At 72.1% G+C, this 18,145-nt stretch carries 12 protein-coding genes and 1 pseudogene; 6 read left to right on the top strand and 7 right to left on the bottom strand.

The genetic code is table 11. The features are described 5' to 3' along the window. Positions 1 to 30: 30 nt before the first annotated feature. The 5 genes and pseudogenes from DK427_RS14755 to DK427_RS14735 all read left to right on the top strand — a co-directional run bounded on the left by DK427_RS14755 (position 31) and on the right by DK427_RS14735 (position 6,933). Positions 31 to 1,920: an extracellular solute-binding protein gene (locus tag DK427_RS14755; protein WP_204165173.1), complete on the top strand. Its 1,890-nt coding sequence runs from the start codon at positions 31 to 33 to the stop codon at positions 1,918 to 1,920. Continuing rightward, positions 1,920 to 3,793 (top strand): annotated as a pseudogene (locus tag DK427_RS14750) (extracellular solute-binding protein). The gene DK427_RS14755 and the pseudogene DK427_RS14750 overlap by 1 nt, the downstream one beginning before the upstream one ends. A 9-nt stretch (positions 3,794 to 3,802) precedes the next feature. Beyond that, positions 3,803 to 4,903 carry a microcin C ABC transporter permease YejB gene (locus DK427_RS14745; protein ID WP_109951923.1) on the top strand — a complete coding sequence of 367 codons (1,101 nt, stop codon included), beginning with the start codon at positions 3,803 to 3,805 and terminating at the stop codon, positions 4,901 to 4,903. A gap of 59 nt (positions 4,904 to 4,962) precedes the next feature. Beyond that, positions 4,963 to 5,460, top strand: coding sequence for a GNAT family N-acetyltransferase (locus DK427_RS14740; protein WP_109951922.1), 498 nt, complete (start codon positions 4,963 to 4,965; stop codon positions 5,458 to 5,460). Positions 5,461 to 5,640: 180 nt separating this feature from the next. Continuing rightward, positions 5,641 to 6,933 (top strand): serine hydrolase domain-containing protein, encoded by a 1,293-nt coding sequence (locus DK427_RS14735; RefSeq protein ID WP_162559804.1) that lies wholly within the window; start codon positions 5,641 to 5,643, stop codon positions 6,931 to 6,933. 45 nt (positions 6,934 to 6,978) lie between these two features. On the opposite strand, the gene DK427_RS14730 is transcribed toward DK427_RS14735, so the two are convergent. The 7 genes from DK427_RS14730 to DK427_RS14700 form a co-directional block, all read right to left on the bottom strand. Then, positions 6,979 to 8,508, bottom strand: coding sequence for a Dyp-type peroxidase (locus DK427_RS14730; RefSeq protein WP_204165172.1), 1,530 nt, complete (start codon positions 8,506 to 8,508; stop codon positions 6,979 to 6,981). A 202-nt stretch (positions 8,509 to 8,710) separates the two neighbouring features. After that, positions 8,711 to 10,795 (bottom strand): hypothetical protein, encoded by a 2,085-nt coding sequence (locus DK427_RS14725; RefSeq protein WP_109951919.1) that lies wholly within the window; start codon positions 10,793 to 10,795, stop codon positions 8,711 to 8,713. 4 nt (positions 10,796 to 10,799) lie between these two features. Beyond that, complete coding sequence (locus tag DK427_RS14720; RefSeq protein ID WP_109951918.1) at positions 10,800 to 13,616, bottom strand: DUF4159 domain-containing protein; 2,817 nt, start codon at positions 13,614 to 13,616, stop codon at positions 10,800 to 10,802. Between the two features lie 9 nt (positions 13,617 to 13,625). Next, positions 13,626 to 14,534 (bottom strand): DUF58 domain-containing protein, encoded by a 909-nt coding sequence (locus DK427_RS14715; protein ID WP_109951917.1) that lies wholly within the window; start codon positions 14,532 to 14,534, stop codon positions 13,626 to 13,628. A 2-nt stretch (positions 14,535 to 14,536) separates the two neighbouring features. Beyond that, positions 14,537 to 15,538 carry an AAA family ATPase gene (locus DK427_RS14710; protein WP_109951916.1) on the bottom strand — a complete coding sequence of 334 codons (1,002 nt, stop codon included), beginning with the start codon at positions 15,536 to 15,538 and terminating at the stop codon, positions 14,537 to 14,539. A 132-nt stretch (positions 15,539 to 15,670) separates the two neighbouring features. Beyond that, positions 15,671 to 16,282, bottom strand: a complete 612-nt coding sequence (locus DK427_RS14705) for a PilZ domain-containing protein (protein WP_109954176.1) — start codon at positions 16,280 to 16,282, stop codon at positions 15,671 to 15,673. 154 nt (positions 16,283 to 16,436) lie between these two features. Further along, positions 16,437 to 17,048: a PAS domain-containing protein gene (locus tag DK427_RS14700; RefSeq protein WP_109951915.1), complete on the bottom strand. Its 612-nt coding sequence runs from the start codon at positions 17,046 to 17,048 to the stop codon at positions 16,437 to 16,439. Positions 17,049 to 17,310: 262 nt separating this feature from the next. Between DK427_RS14700 and DK427_RS14695 the strand changes: the two genes are divergently transcribed. After that, entirely contained in the window at positions 17,311 to 18,132 is an 822-nt protein-coding gene (locus DK427_RS14695; RefSeq protein WP_109951914.1) for a rhomboid family intramembrane serine protease, read from the top strand. Positions 18,133 to 18,145 lie beyond the last annotated feature (13 nt).

Raw genomic sequence — 18,145 nt, 5'->3', positions numbered from 1 at the left:
CGCCGCGCCCGAACCGGAGACAGCCCAGACGTGATCGCACGCCTCCTCGCCGCCGCGCTCCTCCTCGCCGGGCTCAGTGTCCCGGCCGCGTCCCAGGAGCCCGCGGCCTCGGCCGCGATCGCCACCGGCGAGAATACCGGCGCCTGGGTCCACGCCGTCACCCTGATGGGCGCCCCGAAATACGGCCCCGGCTTCAAGCATTTCGACTACGCCGACCCGAAGGCGCCGAAGGGCGGCCTCGTGCGCCTCGGCGCGCAAGGGGGCTTCGACAGCTTCAACCTCGTGGTGGCGGGTCTGAAGGGCGACGTCGAGGGCGGGATCCAGCAGATCTACGACACGCTGACCACGGAATCGCAGGACGAGCCTTTCACCTCCTACGGCCTGCTCGCCGAGGCGATCCGGGTCGCGCCCGATCTCGGCTCGGTCTCCTACCGGCTGCGCGAGGGCGCGCGCTGGCACGACGGAAAGCCGGTGACGCCCGAGGACGTGATCTGGTCCTTCGAGGCGTTCAAGGCGAACAGCCCGCTCTACGCCGCCTACTACCAGAACGTGGCCAAGGCCGAGGCGACGAGCCCCCGCGAGGTCACCTTCACCTTCTCGGAGACCGGCAACCGCGAGCTGCCGCAGATCGTCGGGCAGCTGCGCGTGCTCCCGAAGCACTGGTGGACCGGCAAGGACGCGCAGGGGCGCGCCCGCAACATCGCCGAGACGACCCTGGAGCCGCCGCTCGGCTCCGGCCCCTACCGTCTCGCCCGCTTCGAGGCCGGCCGCACCGCGACCTACGAGCGCGTGGAGGATTACTGGGGCAAGGACTTAGCCGTGAATGTCGGGCGCAACAATTTCGGCACGATCCGCTTCGAGTATTTCCGCGATGGCTCGGTGCTTGTGGAGGCGCTGAAGGGCGACCTCTACGATTTCCGCGTCGAGAACATCGCCCGCAACTGGGCCACCGCCTACGACGACTTCCCGGCCGTGAAGGAGGGCCGCCTCGTCAAGGAGGAGTTCCCCGACCGCGGCACCGGGATCATGCAGGCCTTCGTGTTCAACCTGCGCAAGGACAGGTTCACGGACGAGCGCGTGCGCCGCGCCCTCAACCTCGCGATGAACTTCGAGGAGATGAACCGGGCGCTGTTCTACGGCCTCTACCGGCGCATCGATTCCTATTTCTACGGCTCGGAGCTGGCCTCCTCCGGCCTGCCCGAGGGCGAGGAGCGGTTGGTCCTGGAGGGCGTGAAGGACAAGGTTCCGGCGCGCGTCTTCACCGAGCCCTACAGGAATCCCGTCAGCGACACGCCGGAGGCGGTGCGGACGAACCTGCGCGAGGCGGTGCGCCTCCTGCGCGAGGCCGGCTACGAGCTGCGCGACGGCCGCATGGTCAACAAGCAGACGGGCGAGCCGCTGGCCTTCGAGATCCTGTTCGCGCAGGGCGCCTTCGAGCGGGTGGTGCTGCCCTACGCCGCCTCGCTCAAGCAGATCGGCATCACGGCGACCCCCCGGATCATCGACCAGGGCCAGTACCAGAACCGCGTGCGGGCCTTCGACTTCGACGCGACCATCCATTCCTGGGGCGAGTCGCTCTCGCCGGGCAACGAGCAGCGCGACCATTGGGGCTCGGCCGCCGCCGACCGGCAGGGGTCGAGCAACGTCGCGGGCATCAAGGATCCGGGCATCGACGCGCTGATCGACCGGGTGATCTTCGCCAAGGACAGGCCGGGCCTCGTCGCAGCGACCCGGGCGCTCGACCGGGTGCTGCTCGCCCACAACTACGTGGTGCCGCAATGGGCCGCCGGCGTCAGCCGCACCCTGCGCTGGAATCGCTTCGCGCATCCCGCGACGCTGCCGGCCTATGGCGGCTCGGGCTTCCCGACCACGTGGTGGTACGACGAGGCGTTGGCCGCCAAGACCGGGGCGCCGCGCTGATGCGGCCGACCCGCCGCATCCTGCTGGGTGCCGGCGCGCTGGCGCTGCTGCCGCGCGGCGTCAGGGCCGATCCGGCGCCCGGCGTTCCGGCCGTGCCCGCGATCGCGGTCGGCGGGACGCCCGAGCGGCACGGGATGTCGAGCTTCGGCGAGCTGAGATACCCGGCCGACTTCGCCCGGTTCGCCTACGTCAACCCGGAGGCGCCCAAGGGCGGGCGCTTCTCCTCGTTGCTCTCCCAGACCTTCGGCAACCAGGCCTTCGGCAGCTTCAACACGCTCAACCCCTACGTGCTGCGCGGCGACGGCGCGGCCGGCATCGAGCGCACCTTCGACAGCCTGATGGTGCGGGCGTTCGACGAGCCGGACGCCCTCTACGGCCTCGTGGCCCGCTCGGTGGCGGCGAGCGCGGACGGGCTGACCTACACCTTCCGGCTGCGTCCCCAGGCACGCTTCCACGACGGCACGCGGCTCACGGCCCACGACGCCGCCTTCTCGCTCACCACGCTTCGCGACCGGGGGCACCCGGCGATCTCCCAGGAGATCCGCGACATGACCGAGGCCACGGCCGAGGATGACGGGGTGCTGGTGGTGCGGTTCAAGCCCGGCCGCGCCCGCGACCTGCCGCTCACCGTGGCGCAGCTGCCGATCTTCTCCCGGGCGTGGTGGGGGACTCGAGACTTCGAGGCCTCCACCATGGAGCCGATCCTGGGCTCGGGCCCCTACCGGGTCGCCCGCGTCGATGCCGGCCGCGCCATCGGCCTGGAGCGGGTCGCGGATTACTGGGCGGCGGACCTGCCCGTGAATGTCGGCCAAAACAATTTCGACGAGATCCGGTTCGAGTATTTTCGCGATCGCAACGTCGCCATGGAGGCCTTCAAGGGCCGGGCCTACACCTTCCGCGAGGAGTTCGTCGCGCGGCTCTGGGCCAACGCCTACGACTTCCCGGCGGTCACCGAGGGCCGGGTGCGCCGCTTCACCGTGCCGGACCGGCGCCCCTCGGGCACGCAGGGCTGGTGGCTGAACACCCGCCGGCCGCAGTTCCGCGACCCGAAGATCCGCGAGGCGGTGAACCTCTGCCTCGACTTCCCCTGGATGAACAGGAACCTGATGTTCGGCGCCTACGCGCGCACCGTCTCGTTCTTCGAGAATTCCGACCTGAAGGCGGAGGGGCCGCCCTCCCCCGAGGAGATGGCGCTGCTGGAGCCCCTGCGCGACCGGCTGCCGGCCGAGGTCTTCGGCGAGCCCTGGAGCCCCCCGTCGCCGACGGCTCGGGCCAGGACCGGGTCCTCCTGCGCCGCGCCGACGCGCTGCTGCGCGAGGCCGGCTGCACCCGCGCGGGCGGTGGCCTCCTCCTGCCGGACGAGAAGCCCTTCGCGATCGAGTTCCTCGACTTTGACCCGAGCCTGGAGCCCCACACCCAGGCCTTCATCCGCAATCTCGGCCTCCTGGGGATCCGCGCCGCCATCCGCAACGTCGATCCCTCGCAGTACCAGGCGCGCGTCAACGACTTCGACTTCGACGTCACCTCGCGCCGTTTCTCCTCGGGCATCACGCCCGGCGCGGAGCTGCGCCAGATGTACGGTTCCCGCGCGGCCGGCGTGAAGGGCTCGAACAACCTCGCCGGCATCGGCGACCCCGCGGTCGACGCGCTCCTCGACGCGGTCGCGGGCGCGACCTCGCGCGACGCGCTGCGCCACGCCGCGCGCGCGCTCGACCGGGTGCTGCGGGCCGGCCGCTACTGGGTGCCGATGTGGTATTCGGGCGTCCACCGCCTCGCGGTCTGGGAGGGGTTCGGCCGGCCCGAGGCAGGGCCGGACTACGACCTCGGCGCCCCCGCGACCTGGTGGTCCGAGGCCCGTGGCGCCACGCCTTAGGGGATCCTGATGCTCGGCTACATCCTGCGCCGCGTCGCCCTGATGGTGCCGACCGTGCTCGGCATCCTGCTCATCACCTTCGTGATCGTGCAGTTCGCCCCCGGCGGTCCCGTGGAGCGGGTGATCGCCCAGCTCCAGGGCCAGGGCGATGCCGCCATGTCGCGCGTCACCGGCGGGTCGGGCGATTTCGGGGGAGCGGGGCGCGCGGGCGGCGCGGAGAACACCTCCAAGTACCGGGGTGCGCAAGGCTTGAGCCCCGACTTCATCGCGAAGCTCGAGAAGCAGTACGGCTTCGACAAGCCGGCCTACGAGCGCTTCCTGAAGATGATCTGGGACTACGCCCGGTTCGATTTCGGGCGCAGCTATTTTCGCGATGTCACCGTTATCGAGCTGATCCGCGAGCGGCTGCCGGTCTCGGTCTCGCTGGGACTCTGGATGACGCTCTTGTCCTACGCGATCTCGATCCCGCTCGGCATCGCCAAGGCGGTGCGCGACGGGACCCGTTTCGACCGCTGGACCTCCTTCGTGGTCATCATCGGCTACGCGGTGCCGGGCTTCATGTTCGGGCTGATGCTGATCATCCTGTTCGCGGGCGGCTCCTTCTTCCAGCTCTTCCCGCTCCGCGGCCTCGTCAGCGAGGGCTGGGAGACCTTCTCGCCCTGGCACAAGGTCACGGACTACGCCTGGCACATGGCCCTGCCGCTGACCGCGCTGGTGATCGGCGCCTTCGCCACCGCGACGCTTCTGACCAAGAACTCCTTCCTCGACGAGATCCGCAAGCAGTACGTGCTCACCGCCCGGATGAAGGGCCTCTCCGAACGCCGGGTGCTCTACGGCCACGTCTTCCGCAACGCGATGCTGATCGTGATCGCGGGCTTTCCCGGCGCCTTCATCTCGGCCTTCTTCACCGGCTCGCTGCTGATCGAGACGATCTTCAGCCTGGACGGCTTAGGCGAACTCTCCTTCCGGTCGATCACGGGGCGCGACTACCCGGTGGTCTTCGCCACCCTCTACATCTTCTCGCTGCTCGGGCTGGCGGTGAACCTGCTGTCCGACCTGATCTACGTCTGGATCGACCCGCGCATCGATTTCTCCGCGCGCCAGACCTGATTTGCTCCGCGAGCCCGGCGCTGCTACCGCGCCGGCCTGTCCCGGAGTCCGTGCCCAGCGTGTCCGCCCTCTCCCTCGTCATCCGGCCCGAGCATCCCGACGACGACGGGGCGATCGGGCGCCTGCACGCCCGTGCCTTCGGGCCGGGCCGCTACGCCCGCACCGCCTACCGGCTGCGCGAGGGCGTCGGCCACCGGGCGGATCTCAGCGTCACGGCCTCGGTCGGCGGGTTCCTGGCGGGCTCGGTGCGGATGAACGCCGTGCGGGCGGACGGCCCGGCCTTCCTGGCGCTCGGGCCGCTCGCGGTTGATCCGAGCTTCGAGGGGCGCGGCGTCGGCTCCAGCCTGATGCGGGCCTGCCTGGACGCCGCGAAAGCGGCCGGCGAGGGGCTGGTGATCCTAGTGGGCGACGCCCCCTTCTACGCCCGCTTCGGCTTCGTCCCCGTGCCGTCCGGGCGCCTCGTCCTGCCGGGACCGGTCGATCCGGCCCGCTTCCTCTGGCTCGAACTGGCCGAGGGTTTCGCTGCGCGCGTCTCCGGCACGGTGCTGGCGGCCTGATCGCGCACCCGGCCGGATGGCCCAGCATCGCGAAGGCGATCCCGGTCCACCTCGGTTCCGGACTTGGCAGCTCGACGCGCCGCGGGCTACCTGATGCGGGAGGGGGAGTGCCCGGGCGCGTCCCGAGGCCGCCCCCTCGTCAGGCATCGCGCCAAGACGGTGCCCGTGAGGGAGAGGGACATGCGTCAGACCATGCTGCGCGGGCTCGCGGCCGGCCTCGTCGGACTCGGCCTCGCGACCGCCCGGATCGGGCCCGCCACAGCGTTCCAGCCGCCGCAGGGCATCGAGGCCGTGCAGGCCGGGTTCGACGCCGCGCGGTTGGAGGCCATCGCCGACTTCGTGCAGCGGGATGTCGCCGCGGGCAAGATCCCCGGCATGGTGCTGCTCGTCCTGCGCGACGGCCGCCCCGTGCTCGCCCAAGCCTTCGGCGAGCAGACGCCCGGCACGCCGATGCGCACGGACAGCATCCACCGCATCGCCTCGACCACGAAGCTCTTCGTGACCACGGCCGCCATGCGCCTTTACGAGCAGGGCCGTTTCAAGCTCGCGGACCCGGTCGCGGCCTACCTGCCGGAACTCAAGGCGCTGAAGGTCTTCGCCGGCTCCGAGATCGCCACCGAGGGGGACGCCCCGTCGCCCGTGGCGCCCCAGCGCGCGCCCACGATCCACGACCTGATGCGGCACACCGCCGGCTTCACCTACTGGTGGATCGGGCCGGCCAACGCGGTGCGCCGCAACCAGCGCGAGCAGAACCTCGAAGGGCTCTACGACCTCACCGGCGAGGAGATGCTGGCCAAGCTCGCGCAGCAGCCCCTGCTCTACCAGCCCGGCTCGACCTTCGAGTACTCCATCGCCACCGACGTGCTCGGGCACCTCCTGGAGCGGATCGAGGGCAAGCCGCTCGACCGGATCGTGGCCGAGCAGGTGCTGCAGCCGCTCGGGTTGGAGGACACCGTCTGGCAGGTGGACGAGGCCCGCGCCGCGCGCCTCGCCGAACCCTCGCGGCAGATCCTCGAGAAGGACCCGCTCGCCTGGGTCTACCCCTGGCTCGACCTGCGCAAGGCCCCCAAGCGCTTCTCGGGCGGGGCCGGCCTCGCCTCCACGGCGGGCGATGTCGGGCGGCTCCTGCAGATGCTCGCCAACGGCGGCGCGATCGACGGGGTGCGGCTCCTCGCGCCCCAGACCGTGCGCCTGATGCTGCACAGCGACCACCTCAACGGGATCCGGGGACCGCGCAACAACGTCGATCCGGGCTACGGCTGGAGCCTCGTGAACCCGGTCCGCCTCGCCACGGGACCGCACGCCACGCCGGGCGCGGCCGGCGACGTCTACTGGGGCGGCATCACCGGCCCGCGCTACATGATCGACCCGGCCGAGCGCCTCGTGGTGGTGGCGATGTTCCAGGCGCCGAGCCTGCGCGGGCACTACTACGCGATCCTGCGCCAGATGGTGTACGGCGCGATGACGAAGTGATGCCCGGAGCCCGGCTCCCGCCTGCGCGGGGTTCGATCGAGCCGGCTACATCGTTTTCAGGGCCGTCAGGGACGGCATGAAGAAGTAGCCGGCGGCGGTCGGCACCACGAAGGGTTCCGGCATGTCGAGCGTCGAGCGGACCGAGCCGGTCGGGTAGTTCGGCAGCGGCTCGTCCATCTGCCGCGGGCCGCCGGCCTGCCCGATGATCGGGTCATGGCCGGGGGTGACGGCGCCGCCCCCGGGGCGCATCTTGGCGGGCGGGAAGCTTGGGGCGTTCGACCAGTCCTTCTGGATGAACTCGAACTGCTCGACGATCGAGGTCTGATAGCAGACGAACATCAGGCCCCGTTCCTGCACGGTCGTCGTCTCCTCCGTCGCCTCGTCGACCTCCGGCCCGAAGGGGATGCCCTGGCGCATGATGCGGTGGGCCTGGACGAAGCCCTCCGGGTCCTTCAGGCCGAGCGTTCCCGGATCCTTCAGGTCGTCGCGCGGGTAGGTCTTGCGGATATGCGCGCCGTAGGGGCAGCGCCGCTGCGCCTTGTCCTGGGAGAACTCGAAGGCGTTGTTGCGCGCCGGGTCGGCCCCGAGCAGCGGGTCGTCCTGCAGCGGCGCAAGCATGACGGGCGCGCCGCTCTGCCAGCGCCCGACCATGCGGGCACCGAGCAGCGCCGGGTCTGTGCCGAGCGCCGCGGCCTGCGCGTCGAGGAAGGCATGGAACTCCGGCACGCGCTGGTTCAGGCGCCGGAACACCATGTAGGAGCCGTCGCGCATCCAGGGATGGGGCAGGTGCGGCTCGGGTCCGGGCTCCTCGAAGGGCTTGTCGGGATCCTGCCCCGGATAGCCGAACACGAAGGCGCCGGGCCAGAGCAGGTCCTGGCCGGGGACGCCCTGGTTCGGGTTCTCCGGGTTCGTCCGGGGGGTGATGCCGCGGACGCCCGGATTCGAGATACCGTCCAGGAAGCCGAAATGCTCGTGGCCGCGCTGCGGGCGCGTGATCCCGGTCTCGCGGTCGACCACCGCGACGGCGTTGCCGAAGAGCGCGACGATCGCGCTGGCCTCCGTCTCGGCCGGACCGGGCTGCCCGACCTCGCGTGCGGGCCCCGCCACGAGCAGGACGCCGTGGATCGTGTCGCTGGCGAAGGCCGGCTTCCAGACGGGGTTGCCGTTCGCGTCGACGGGATCGGAGAGCGCCGCGGCCTGCGCGGCGGCGCCGGCCATGAAGGACGGATCCATGCCGGTGCACTTGGCAGCGCCCAGCAGCGTCTCCAGCCCCGCATGCGTGAAGCCGATGTTGATGCCGATCAGCGGCAGCCGGTGGCGATGCCCTTCCCGCTTGTAGGCCTTCACCTGGAGCTCGCGGGCGAGGGCGCTGCTGGTGGTCGTGATGCGATCGGTCAATCGCTCCCTCAGGACCTTCCTGAACTTGCGGGCGTCCAGGATCTTGAAGAAGACGAAGACCTCCTCGTCCTTCTGCAGGCCGACGATGATGTCGCCCTGGATCTCACATTCGCGAAGATGCGGGTCCTTCTGCTTGGGGACATTGGCGTTCGAGGGGGTGATACCGGCAACGCTCATGGACATGGCGCTCTCCGATAGACGTGTCAGTCGACGCCTGGAGAAGAACTCTGGAATTGTGCGCTGCGAACTGGCCCATCTCCGTCGAGAGCGGGTTCGAATCATTATAGCGGCGCGCCGATACTCTATGCATGGCCGCGCTTGGGGCGCAACCTAGAGCATTCTCAAGGAGCCGGCTTGATTTCGTTGAGGATGTGCGGCCTCAGGCGGCCCGGCCCCGCCGCCCCTCGACCAGCCACATCGCCAGCACCGCGGCTGCGAGCCCGACGAGCGCCCAGAGGCCGAGCGCCAGCGGGTAGACCTCGACACCGCGGATGATGGCGCTGTCGCTCGGGCGGAAGCCGATCCAGTCGGCGCCGGCGAGCCGTCCGCCGCGCACGCTCTGCAGGCGCGGCACGGTGACCGCGCCCGCCTCCGCCACCCGGCGCACCGAGCCGGAGGCGCCCTCCGCGACGGGGCGCAGACGCTCGGTGTCGCTGAAGACGTCCGTCAGCTCGCGCGGGTTGGCCGGGCCGACGCTGACGAAGGCCACGAGGTTGCCTGAGCGCAGCGTGTGCAGGCCGAGTTCCTGCGCCTCGAAGGTGGCGCTGAACAGGCCCGGCTCGGCGGGGCTGAGCGTCAGCGTCCGCTCGCGGCCAGTCGGCCCCGTCACGGTGACCGGCTCGGCCGTGTCCGCCATGGTCTGGCGCTCGACCCGGACCTCGCGGCCGTGGCCGGTCATCTGCGCCCTGAGGGCCTCCTCCTCCAGCGCCGGCTCCTTCATCAGCCAGTGGGCCAGCCGCCGCAGCAGGTCGAGATAGGGGCCGCCCTCCTGGTAGCCGCGGGCCCAGAGCCAGGCGTGGTCGGAGAGAAGGAGCGCCACCCGGCCCTTGTCCTCGCGGTTCAGCGCCAGCAGCGGCAGGTTGTCGGCGCCCGAGAGGATCGGCTGCACCCCGGCCCGGGTCTGAGCCGCGACGATGCGCAGCCAGTCGCCCCAGGCCGGCGGGCCGTCCGCTTGCGCGCCCGGCAGCAGGCGGGTGACGGGGTGGCGCACGCCTGTTTGCGTCGGCGTCGCCTTGTAGGGCCGCTCGACCACGCGCCCGTTCGGGTCGCCCGGCAGGATGCCGGCGAGGCGTGTACGGGCGAGACTCGCCGCGCCGGCGAATTCCGGACCCGCCGCGATGAGGAGCGCCCCACCCTCGCGGACATAGCGCACGATGTTGTCGAAATAGGCCTGCGGCAGCACGCTCTGGTTGGCGTAGCGGTCGAAGATGATCAGGTCGAAATCCTTGATCTTCTGGACGAACAGCTCGCGCGTCGGGAAGGCGATCAGCGACAGCTCCGAGATCGGCGTGCCGTCCTGCTTCTCCGGCGGGCGCAGGATGGTGAAGTGCACCAGATCGACGTTGGCGTCCGATTTCAGCAGGTTGCGCCAGGTGCGCTCGCCCTGGTGCGGCTCGCCGGAGACGAGGAGGACGCGCAGCTTCTCGCGGATGCCCTCGATGGGCAGCACCGCCCGGTTGTTGATGGTCGTCAGCTCGCCCGGGAGCGGCTCGACCTCGATCTCGACCACGTTCGGGCCGCCGTGCTCGATCCGGGTAGTCAGCGCGAAAGGCCGGTCGGTCGGGACCGAGCGGCGGTCGATCTCCTCGCCGTCGCGCCGCACGGTGACCACCGCCGAGCCGGTGCCGCCGCGCTCCATCACCTCGGCGCGGACCGTCAGGTCCTTGCCGACGATGCCGAAGCGGGGAGCTTCGAGCAGCTTGATCTGCCGGTCGCGCTCGTCGGCGTGGCCGGTGACGAGGACGTGGAGCGGGGCCTTCAGGCCCAGCGCGGCCATCGAGGCCGGGATGTCGTGCACCACGCCGTCGGTGAGCATGACCACGCCCGCCAGCCGCTCCGGCGGCACGTCGGCGAGCGCCTGGCCGAGCGCGGCGAACAGCTTGGTGCCGTCGTCGCCCTCGCGGGCATCCGGCACGTCGATGAAGCGGGGCTCGATGTTGGTCAGCGCCCCGAAGCGGCGCTGCAGCTCGGCCCGGACCTGATCGGTCATCTGCGGTCGGTCGCCGAGGCTCTGCGAGCCGGAGCGATCGACGATCACGGCGGCCACGTCCTTCACCGGCTCGCGGTCCTCGCGGACGAGGGCGGGGTTGGCGAGCGCGGCGAGCACCAGGGCCAGCACCAGCACGCGCAGCAGCCCGACCCGGCCGCGGCTCGCGATAGCCAGAAGTCCCAGCAGCGCGACGACGACGCCGAGGCCCGCCAGAACCGGCCAGGGCAGGAGCGGGGTGAAGCTGAGGCTCAGCATGCGCTCACTGTCCCAGCCGCTCGAGCAGGGCCGGCACGTGGACCTGATCCGCCTTGTAGTTGCCGGTGAGCGTGTACATGACGATGTTCACGCCGCCGCGGAACGCCATCTCGCGCTGGCGCTGGTCGCCGCCGACGACCGGGTAGAGCGGCTCGCCGCGTCGGCCCACCGCCCAGGCGGCGGCGAGATCGTTGCCCGTGATGATGAGCGGGCTCACCCCGTCGCCGGCTCGGGCCGGGCGGCGCTCGGCGCCCTCGCCCACGGGGGGCAGCGCCTCGACCCAGGTCTGGCCGCTGGCGTAGCGGCCCGGGAAGGTATCGACGAGGTAGAAGGCCTTGGTGAGCACGTGGTCGGCCGGCACCGGCTCCAGCTCGGGTACCTCCAGCGTCGCCAGCATCTTGCGCAAGTAAGCGCCCTCCGGGGTCGGCGCGGCGCCGGGGCGGGAGGTGAGGCCGTCGCGGGTGTCGAACAGCACCGTACCGCCATTGCGCATGAAGGCGTCGATGCGCCGGATCGCCTGCTCGCCGGGCTGCGGCCGGTTCGCGGCGATCGGCCAGTAGATCAGCGGGTAGAAGGCGAGCTCGTCCTTGGCCGGGTCGATGCCCGCGGGCTCCCCCGGCTCCAGGGCGGTGCGGCTCGCCAGCATCTGGGTCAGGCCCGTGAGGCCGGCGCGGCTCGCCTCGTCCACCGCCGCGTCCCCCGTCACCACGTAGGCGAGCCGGGTGACGAGGGCCGATTCGATGCCGTTCGGCCGGTTGGCGGCGGGCTCCTCGGCGCGCAGGGGCAGAGGCGCCAGCAGCGGCGCCAGGAGGAGGCCGACAGCGACGAGCGCGGTCGGGCGCGAGCGCAGGCGCCCGAACCCGCCGCGGGTGAGGAAGCCGCCGAGCCACAGGCCCGCGAGGGTGTCGAGCGCGAGGAGCATCAGCGCGAAGGTGAAGAGCGCGGGCCGCAAATCAAGGGTCTCGGCCCCGGCCAGCGTACCGGTGCGGGCGCCCGCGAGCTTGGCGAGATCGAGCGGCACCAGCGCGTCGCCGGAGCGTAGAGCGTTGACCGCGATGCCGCCATCCGCCGGCCCGTAGAAGCCTGGCGGGTGCTCCGGCGTGGCGCGGTCGCCGTAATCGGCCGCGACCGCCTTGGCGGAGGCCGGTGGCGAGCCGAGCGCCCCGAACCCGTCGAGCGCGAGGCGCGGCGCCAGGATCGCGGCGGGCGGGCGCGGGCCGCCATCCGTCGGCGGGGCCGCGGATCCGGCGAGCGCCACCACGCGGCGCAGCATGTCGATGAAGAGGCCGGAGAGCGGCAGGTTCGACCACGTCGTATCGGCGGTGACGTGGAACAGCACCACCCGCCCCTGCCCCCGCGTCTCGGCGGTGACGATCGGGGTGCCGTCCTGCAGCGAGGCCCAGGTGCGGGCGGGAAGATCCCCGTCCGGCTCGGCCAGGATCTGGCGGCGCACGCCGATATCGGCCGGCGCGGAGAGGCCCGCGAAGGGGCTCTCGGGCGCGAAGGGGGCGAGTGTCTTCGGGTTGTCCCAGGATAGCGTGCCGCCGAGGTTGCGCCCGCCCCGGCGCAGGCGCACCGGCACCAGCGGGTCGTTGCCGGCCGCCAACCGCGGCCCGGCGAAGCGCAGCAGGAGGCCGCCTTCAGCCACGAACTTCTCCACTCGCGCGGTGGTGCGCTCGTCCATGGCGCCGACATCGGCCAGCACCAGCACCGTGACCTGGTTGTCGAGGAGCTGGTTGATCGACTCGGCCGTGCCCTTGGCGCCGCGGGCCTCCTGTACGTCGGCGAAGGGTTGGAGGGCGCGGGACAGGTAGTAGGTGGGGGCGAGCAGCGGCTGGGCCTGGTCGCTGGTGCCGCCGAAGACGAGGCCGACCCGGCGGCGCTTGCCGCGCTCGTCCATCAGCACCACGGCGCCGGCCGAGCGCTCGCCCGATACCTCCAGGCGGCTGATGTTGTTGCGCAGCTCCACCGGGATCTCCAGCGGCGCCTCGGCCGCCAGCGCGCTGTTCTGAAACGCGAAGTCGTGCTCGGCGAGCGGCAGGCCGCGCTGATCGAGCGCCCGCACGGTGCCGACCTCGCGCCCGTTCGGTGCGGCGCGCAGCACCTTGGCCGTCAGCTTGCCCGCCTGCTCGGCGGCAGTCAGCGCTAGGGTGGGCGGCGCGTCGGCCCGCAGCAGAGTCACGGCGGTGCCGTTGGCCGCGGCGAGCTTGGCCAACTCGCCCGTGAAGGCGTCGGCCTGCGTGCCGGCAACGCCGTCGCTGATCCAGACGAGGCCGGCACCGGGGTTCTTCTCCAGGAAGGCGCCGAGCACCGGCAGCAGGCCCGCGCGCTCGGCGAGGTGCGGGCGGGGCGCTAGCGCGCGCAGGCGCTCTAGGGCGGCGGCCGGGGTGCGGGCCTCGATCGCGGCCGGGGCTTCGGCGCTGCCGAGAACCGCCACGGGCCTTCCGTCGCGGGCCGCGCCCTCGATCGTGTCCTGGGCGACCGCGAGGCGGGCGCGCCAGTCGTGGGCGGCGCTGGTGCCGTTGTCGAGGAGCACGAGGAGAGCGCTGCGCCCGCCACCGACCCCCACCCCTTGCGGGTTCCAGACGGGTCCCGAGACCGCCAGGATCAGGGCGGCGGCGGCGAGCAACCGGAGGATCAGCAGCCAGGGCGGCGTGCGGGCGGGCGTCTGCCGCTGCGGTAGGAGGTCCGCGACCAGCTTCAGCGGCGGGAAGGCGATGCGCCGCGGGCGCGGCGGCGTCACCCGGAGCAGGAACCACAGGGCCGGCAGGCCGACGAGCGCGGCCAGCGCCAGCGGCGCGGCGAAGGTCAGTCCGAGCACGACGCCTCCTCAGGCCCCGCGGGCCGCGACCAGCGTCATCAGGCGGAGCGCCGCCTCGCTCGCCGGCCGGTCGGTGCGGTGGAGCGTGAAGGTCCAGCCCTGGGCGCGGGCGATCTCGGTGAGCGCGGCGCGGTGGGCAGCGATCCGCTCGCGGTAGGCCGCGCCCCAGATGGCGGCCTCGCCGATATCGAGGGCGAGGCCGGATTCGAGATCGTGCAGCACCGCCTGGCCGGCGAACGGGAAGGTTTCCTCGATCGGATCCACGACGACGACGAGGTGACCGCGGCTGCCGCGGCCGGCGATGTCGCGCACGGCGGCGCCGACCCGCTCGGGCGGCGTCAGGAAGTCGCTGACGAGGATCGCCTCGTCGAACCGGCCGGGCTCGGCGCGGGGCGGCAGATCCTGGGTCAGGCCGGCCTCGTCCGCGACGAGCGCTTGCGCCAGCCGCTCCACGATGTTGCGCGCCGCGGTGGCCCGGGTGAGGCCGAGCAGGCCCACCCGCTCGCCGCCCTCCACGAAGGCGTCGGCGAGCGCCAGCCCCAGCACCAGGGCCCGCTCGATCTTCGGCGCCGTCGCCAGGTCCGAGGAAAAGCCCATCGAGGCCGAGCGGTCGATCCAGAGCCAGATGTTGTGGGCGGCCTCCCACTCGCGCTCGCGCACGTAGAGCCGGTCGTCGCGGGCCGAGCGGCGCCAGTCGATGCGCGCGGCGGCCTCGCCGGTGACGAAGGGGCGGAACTGCCAGAAGCTCTCGCCGGGCCCCGCCCGGCGGCGCCCGTGCAGGCCGTGGGCGAGCAGGCTCGACACCCGCCGCGATTCCAGGATCAGCCGGGGCATGCGCTCGGCGAGCGACGCGGCGCTCTCGCTCTCGTGCCGGCCGGGATTGCGCGCTTCGGCGCCGAGGGCGCGGGTCGCGACCAAGCTCAGAGCCGCTCCGCCAGCTTGGCGATCAGCCCCTCGACGGTCTCGCCGTCGGCGCGGGCCGCGTAGCCCAGCGCCATGCGGTGCTTCAGAACGGGTTCGGCCAGCGCCTTCACATCCGCCACCGATGGGGCGACGCGGCCCTCGATCAGCGCGCGGGCGCGGACCGCCAGGGTCAGCGCCTGGCTGGCGCGTGGGCCGGGCCCCCACATCAGCTTGCCCTTGACCAGTGCGTCGCCGCTGTCGGGCCGGGCCGCGCGCACGAGGTCGAGGATCGCCTCGACCACCGCCTCGCCGACCGGCAGGCGGCGCACGAGGCGCTGGGCGGTCAGCAGCTGGTCGGTGCTCATCGCCGGCTTGGCCCGCGTCTCCTCGACGCCGGTGGTCTCGATCAGGATGCGGCGCTCGGCGGCACGGTCGGGATAGCCGACGTCGATCTCCAAGAGGAAGCGGTCGAGCTGCGCCTCGGGCAGCGGGTAGGTACCCTCCTGCTCGATCGGGTTCTGGGTGGCGAGAACGTGGAAGGGGCGCGGCAGGTCGTGGCGCTCGCCGGCCACCGAGACGAAGTGCTCCTGCATCGCCTGGAGCAGGGCCGACTGGGTGCGCGGGCTCGCCCGGTTGATCTCGTCGGCCATCAGCAGCTGCGTGAAGACCGGTCCTCGCACGAAGCGGAAGGAGCGGCGCCGCTCGGCATCCTCGTCGAGGATCTCGGTGCCGAGGATGTCGGAGGGCATCAGGTCGGGGGTGAACTGGACGCGGCGCGCGTCGAGGCCCAGCACCGTGCCCAGCGTCTCCACGAGCTTTGTCTTGGCGAGGCCGGGCAGGCCGACGAGGAGGCCGTGTCCGCCGGCCAGGATCGTCACCAGGGCGAGATCGACCACCTGCTCCTGGCCGAAGATCACCCCGTGGATCGCCTCGCGGGCTTCACCGACGGCGCCGAGGCAGCTCTCGGCGGTGGCGACGATGCCCTCGTCGAGGGCGGTGGCGGCTGAGCCTGATGTCATGCGCGCGGGCGTTCCTTCATCCGGACGCCGAGTGTGGCGCGCTTTCCGCCGGGCTGGCAAGGTCGGCATCGCCGCACGGCCCGTGGGGCTCCCTCCCCCTCACGAACCCGTGCCCGCGGATGCCGCCGCGCGTCAGAGCGTCATGCCGTCGTGGAAGCGGTCGGGGTCGATCGGCAGCAGGAACTGCACGCCGAGGCCGCCCTCGAAGTAGCGCACGACCCGGCCCAATGTCTTGCCGACCGTGACGACGCTGCCGATCGCGGGCTGGGCCGCGCAGGCGATGGCGGCGCCCGACATCGAGAAGTCGATGATGCGGGCGTGGACCTCGCGGCCCGTCTCCAGGCGCAGGACGATGCCCGGCAGCTTGGGAACGATGCGCTCGTGGGTGCGGCCCTCGGGCAGGCCGAGCATCTCGCGGTTCGCGAGCCATGTCAGCTGCGAGGCGATCTTGTCGCGCTTGCGCGCCGTGCCGGCGAGTTCGATCGCGAAGCCGCCCGCGGTATGGCGGGCGATCGCGCCCTCGATGCGGCCGACCTGCTCGAGGTAGAGGACGACGCGCTCGCCCACGCTGCCGACTACCGCGCAGGTCAGCCGCACGCCGCCCGGCGACATGTCGACGGTCTGGCAGGGAAATTCCCGGCGGTCGCTCAGCATGTATCGGCCGAGCAGCGCCACCTTGACGCGCTGGAAGCGGCGCTGGTCGGACGCGCGCACGGCGTGCCGCAGCGTCGGGACATGCCCCATCTCGGGCACGACGACGGCGGGGCCTGCGGGCATGACGAGACTCGCTTGCATCCGGACCCGGCTGGAAGAGTGGGATCGGACCCGGACGTTATGCGCCGCCCGTTACGAAAGCCTTGTTCGGTTGTCCGAAAGCCTCAGGTCGTGCCGCGACGCCTCAGGCACGCCCGCCGCGATGGACCAGCAGGTGCCCGCGTCGCATCGGGGCGGCGTCGTTGGCGGGGACCGGGGGAACCGCGCCGGGCAGCGGGGTGGTGCCGGTCCCGAGGATGCGCAGCGAGACGGTCTCCAGCCCGGCCAGCGGCCGCAGGCCGATCCAGTGCGGCACGGTGAGCGGGCTGAGGGTGCCGATCATCCGAGCATGTGTCCGGCCGCGGTGGCGCAGGGGCAGCAGCAGGAGTTCGAGGTCGAGGCTCTCGCCGGCTGCCGTGTGTCCGCGCAGGCCCATCACCGCCCCGACGCCCTCGCCGGCCACGATCTCCAGAACCTGCCAGGACTCGGCATGCGCCGGCCCGGCACGCGCGGGGTCGGGCTCCCAGAGGCCGCCGAACGGGAGACCGCGCAATTCGCGGCCGAACAGCGCGCAGACCCGCGTGCCGGCGAGCCGCAGATGCGCCCCGCGCATCGGCAGGTTGAGTTCGAGGATCAGGCTGTCGGCAAGCAGGTGCCGGATCTCGCCGGGCTCGATCTCCGCGCGCTCGGGCGCGCTGCGCTCCCCTCGGATGCGGTTCCAGTAGGTATGCAGTGCGCGGCTGGTGGGGTGCTTCATGTGTGCCGGATCCGTCCCTGACCGAGCGGGGCTGTCCCGGTTCGGCACGCCCGCGGACGGGTTTCCGAACGATCGTGAAAGCTTAAGGAATCACTGCGCACACCCTATGCCTTCGCCGGGCCTCCGGCGCGCGTAACCTGTCCTTAGGGTTAATTGTCCCCCGCTATCGCGACGCGCGGTCGCCGCGACGGGGCCTGACCGTGCCAGGAACTTGACCGTACGGGGACTTGCCGCGCGGCGCTGCGCCCCGACATGGTGAGCGATGGATGCCTCCCCCGACTTTCCGCGCCAGAGCCGCGTGCCCGTGTTCAACCTGCCGGGCGTCGTCACCGCCTCGATCGCCCTGCTGATGGCGATCCACGCGGCGCGCACCCTCGTGCTCCCGGACGATTGGGACATCCGGCTGTTCGACGCGCTCGCCCTGCTGCCGGTGCGCTGGACGCTCTGGGTCGATCCCGACCGCGCCCAGGCGGTGATCGACGCCGCGGGGAAGACGGCGATACCCGGCTACGCGGAGGCCGTCGAGACCTATATCCGCGTCTTCGCGAGCGACCCGGAGCCGAAGCTCTGGACCTTCGCCACCTACGCGCTGTTGCACGGCTCCTGGCTGCACGTGATCTTCAACAGCGTCTGGCTCGCGGCTTTCGGCTCGCCGGTGGCGCGCCGCTGCGGGGCGTGGCGCTACGGGCTGATCGGGCTCGCCGGCACGGTGGCGGGGGGCGCGCTCCACGTGGCGATCGATCCCTTGAGCACCGCGCCGCTGGTGGGCGCCTCGGCGGGGGTCTCGGCCCTGATGGCGGCCGCGGCCCGATTCGTGTTCCAGCCGCCCGCGGCCGGCTACGGCAGCCAGCCCTGGCAATTGCCGCCGCGCCGCCCGCCCGAGACGCTGCCCGAACTCCTGCGCAACCGGACGGCCGCGACCTTCCTGATCATCTGGCTCGTCACGAACCTGCTGTTCGGTCTCATCGCCCTGCCGTTCGGCGGCGAGGGAACCTCGATCGCCTGGGACGCGCATCTCGGCGGCTTCGCGGCCGGCTTCTTCCTGTTCCCGCTCGTCGATCCCCTGAGCCGCCGTCCGCACTGACGTGACGGTGTGC

This window comes from Methylobacterium radiodurans, assembly GCF_003173735.1.
GTDB lineage: Bacteria > Pseudomonadota > Alphaproteobacteria > Rhizobiales > Beijerinckiaceae > Methylobacterium > Methylobacterium radiodurans.
The sequence above is the reverse complement of the archived record's forward strand: the minus strand, read 5'-3'. Positions and strand labels throughout refer to the sequence as shown.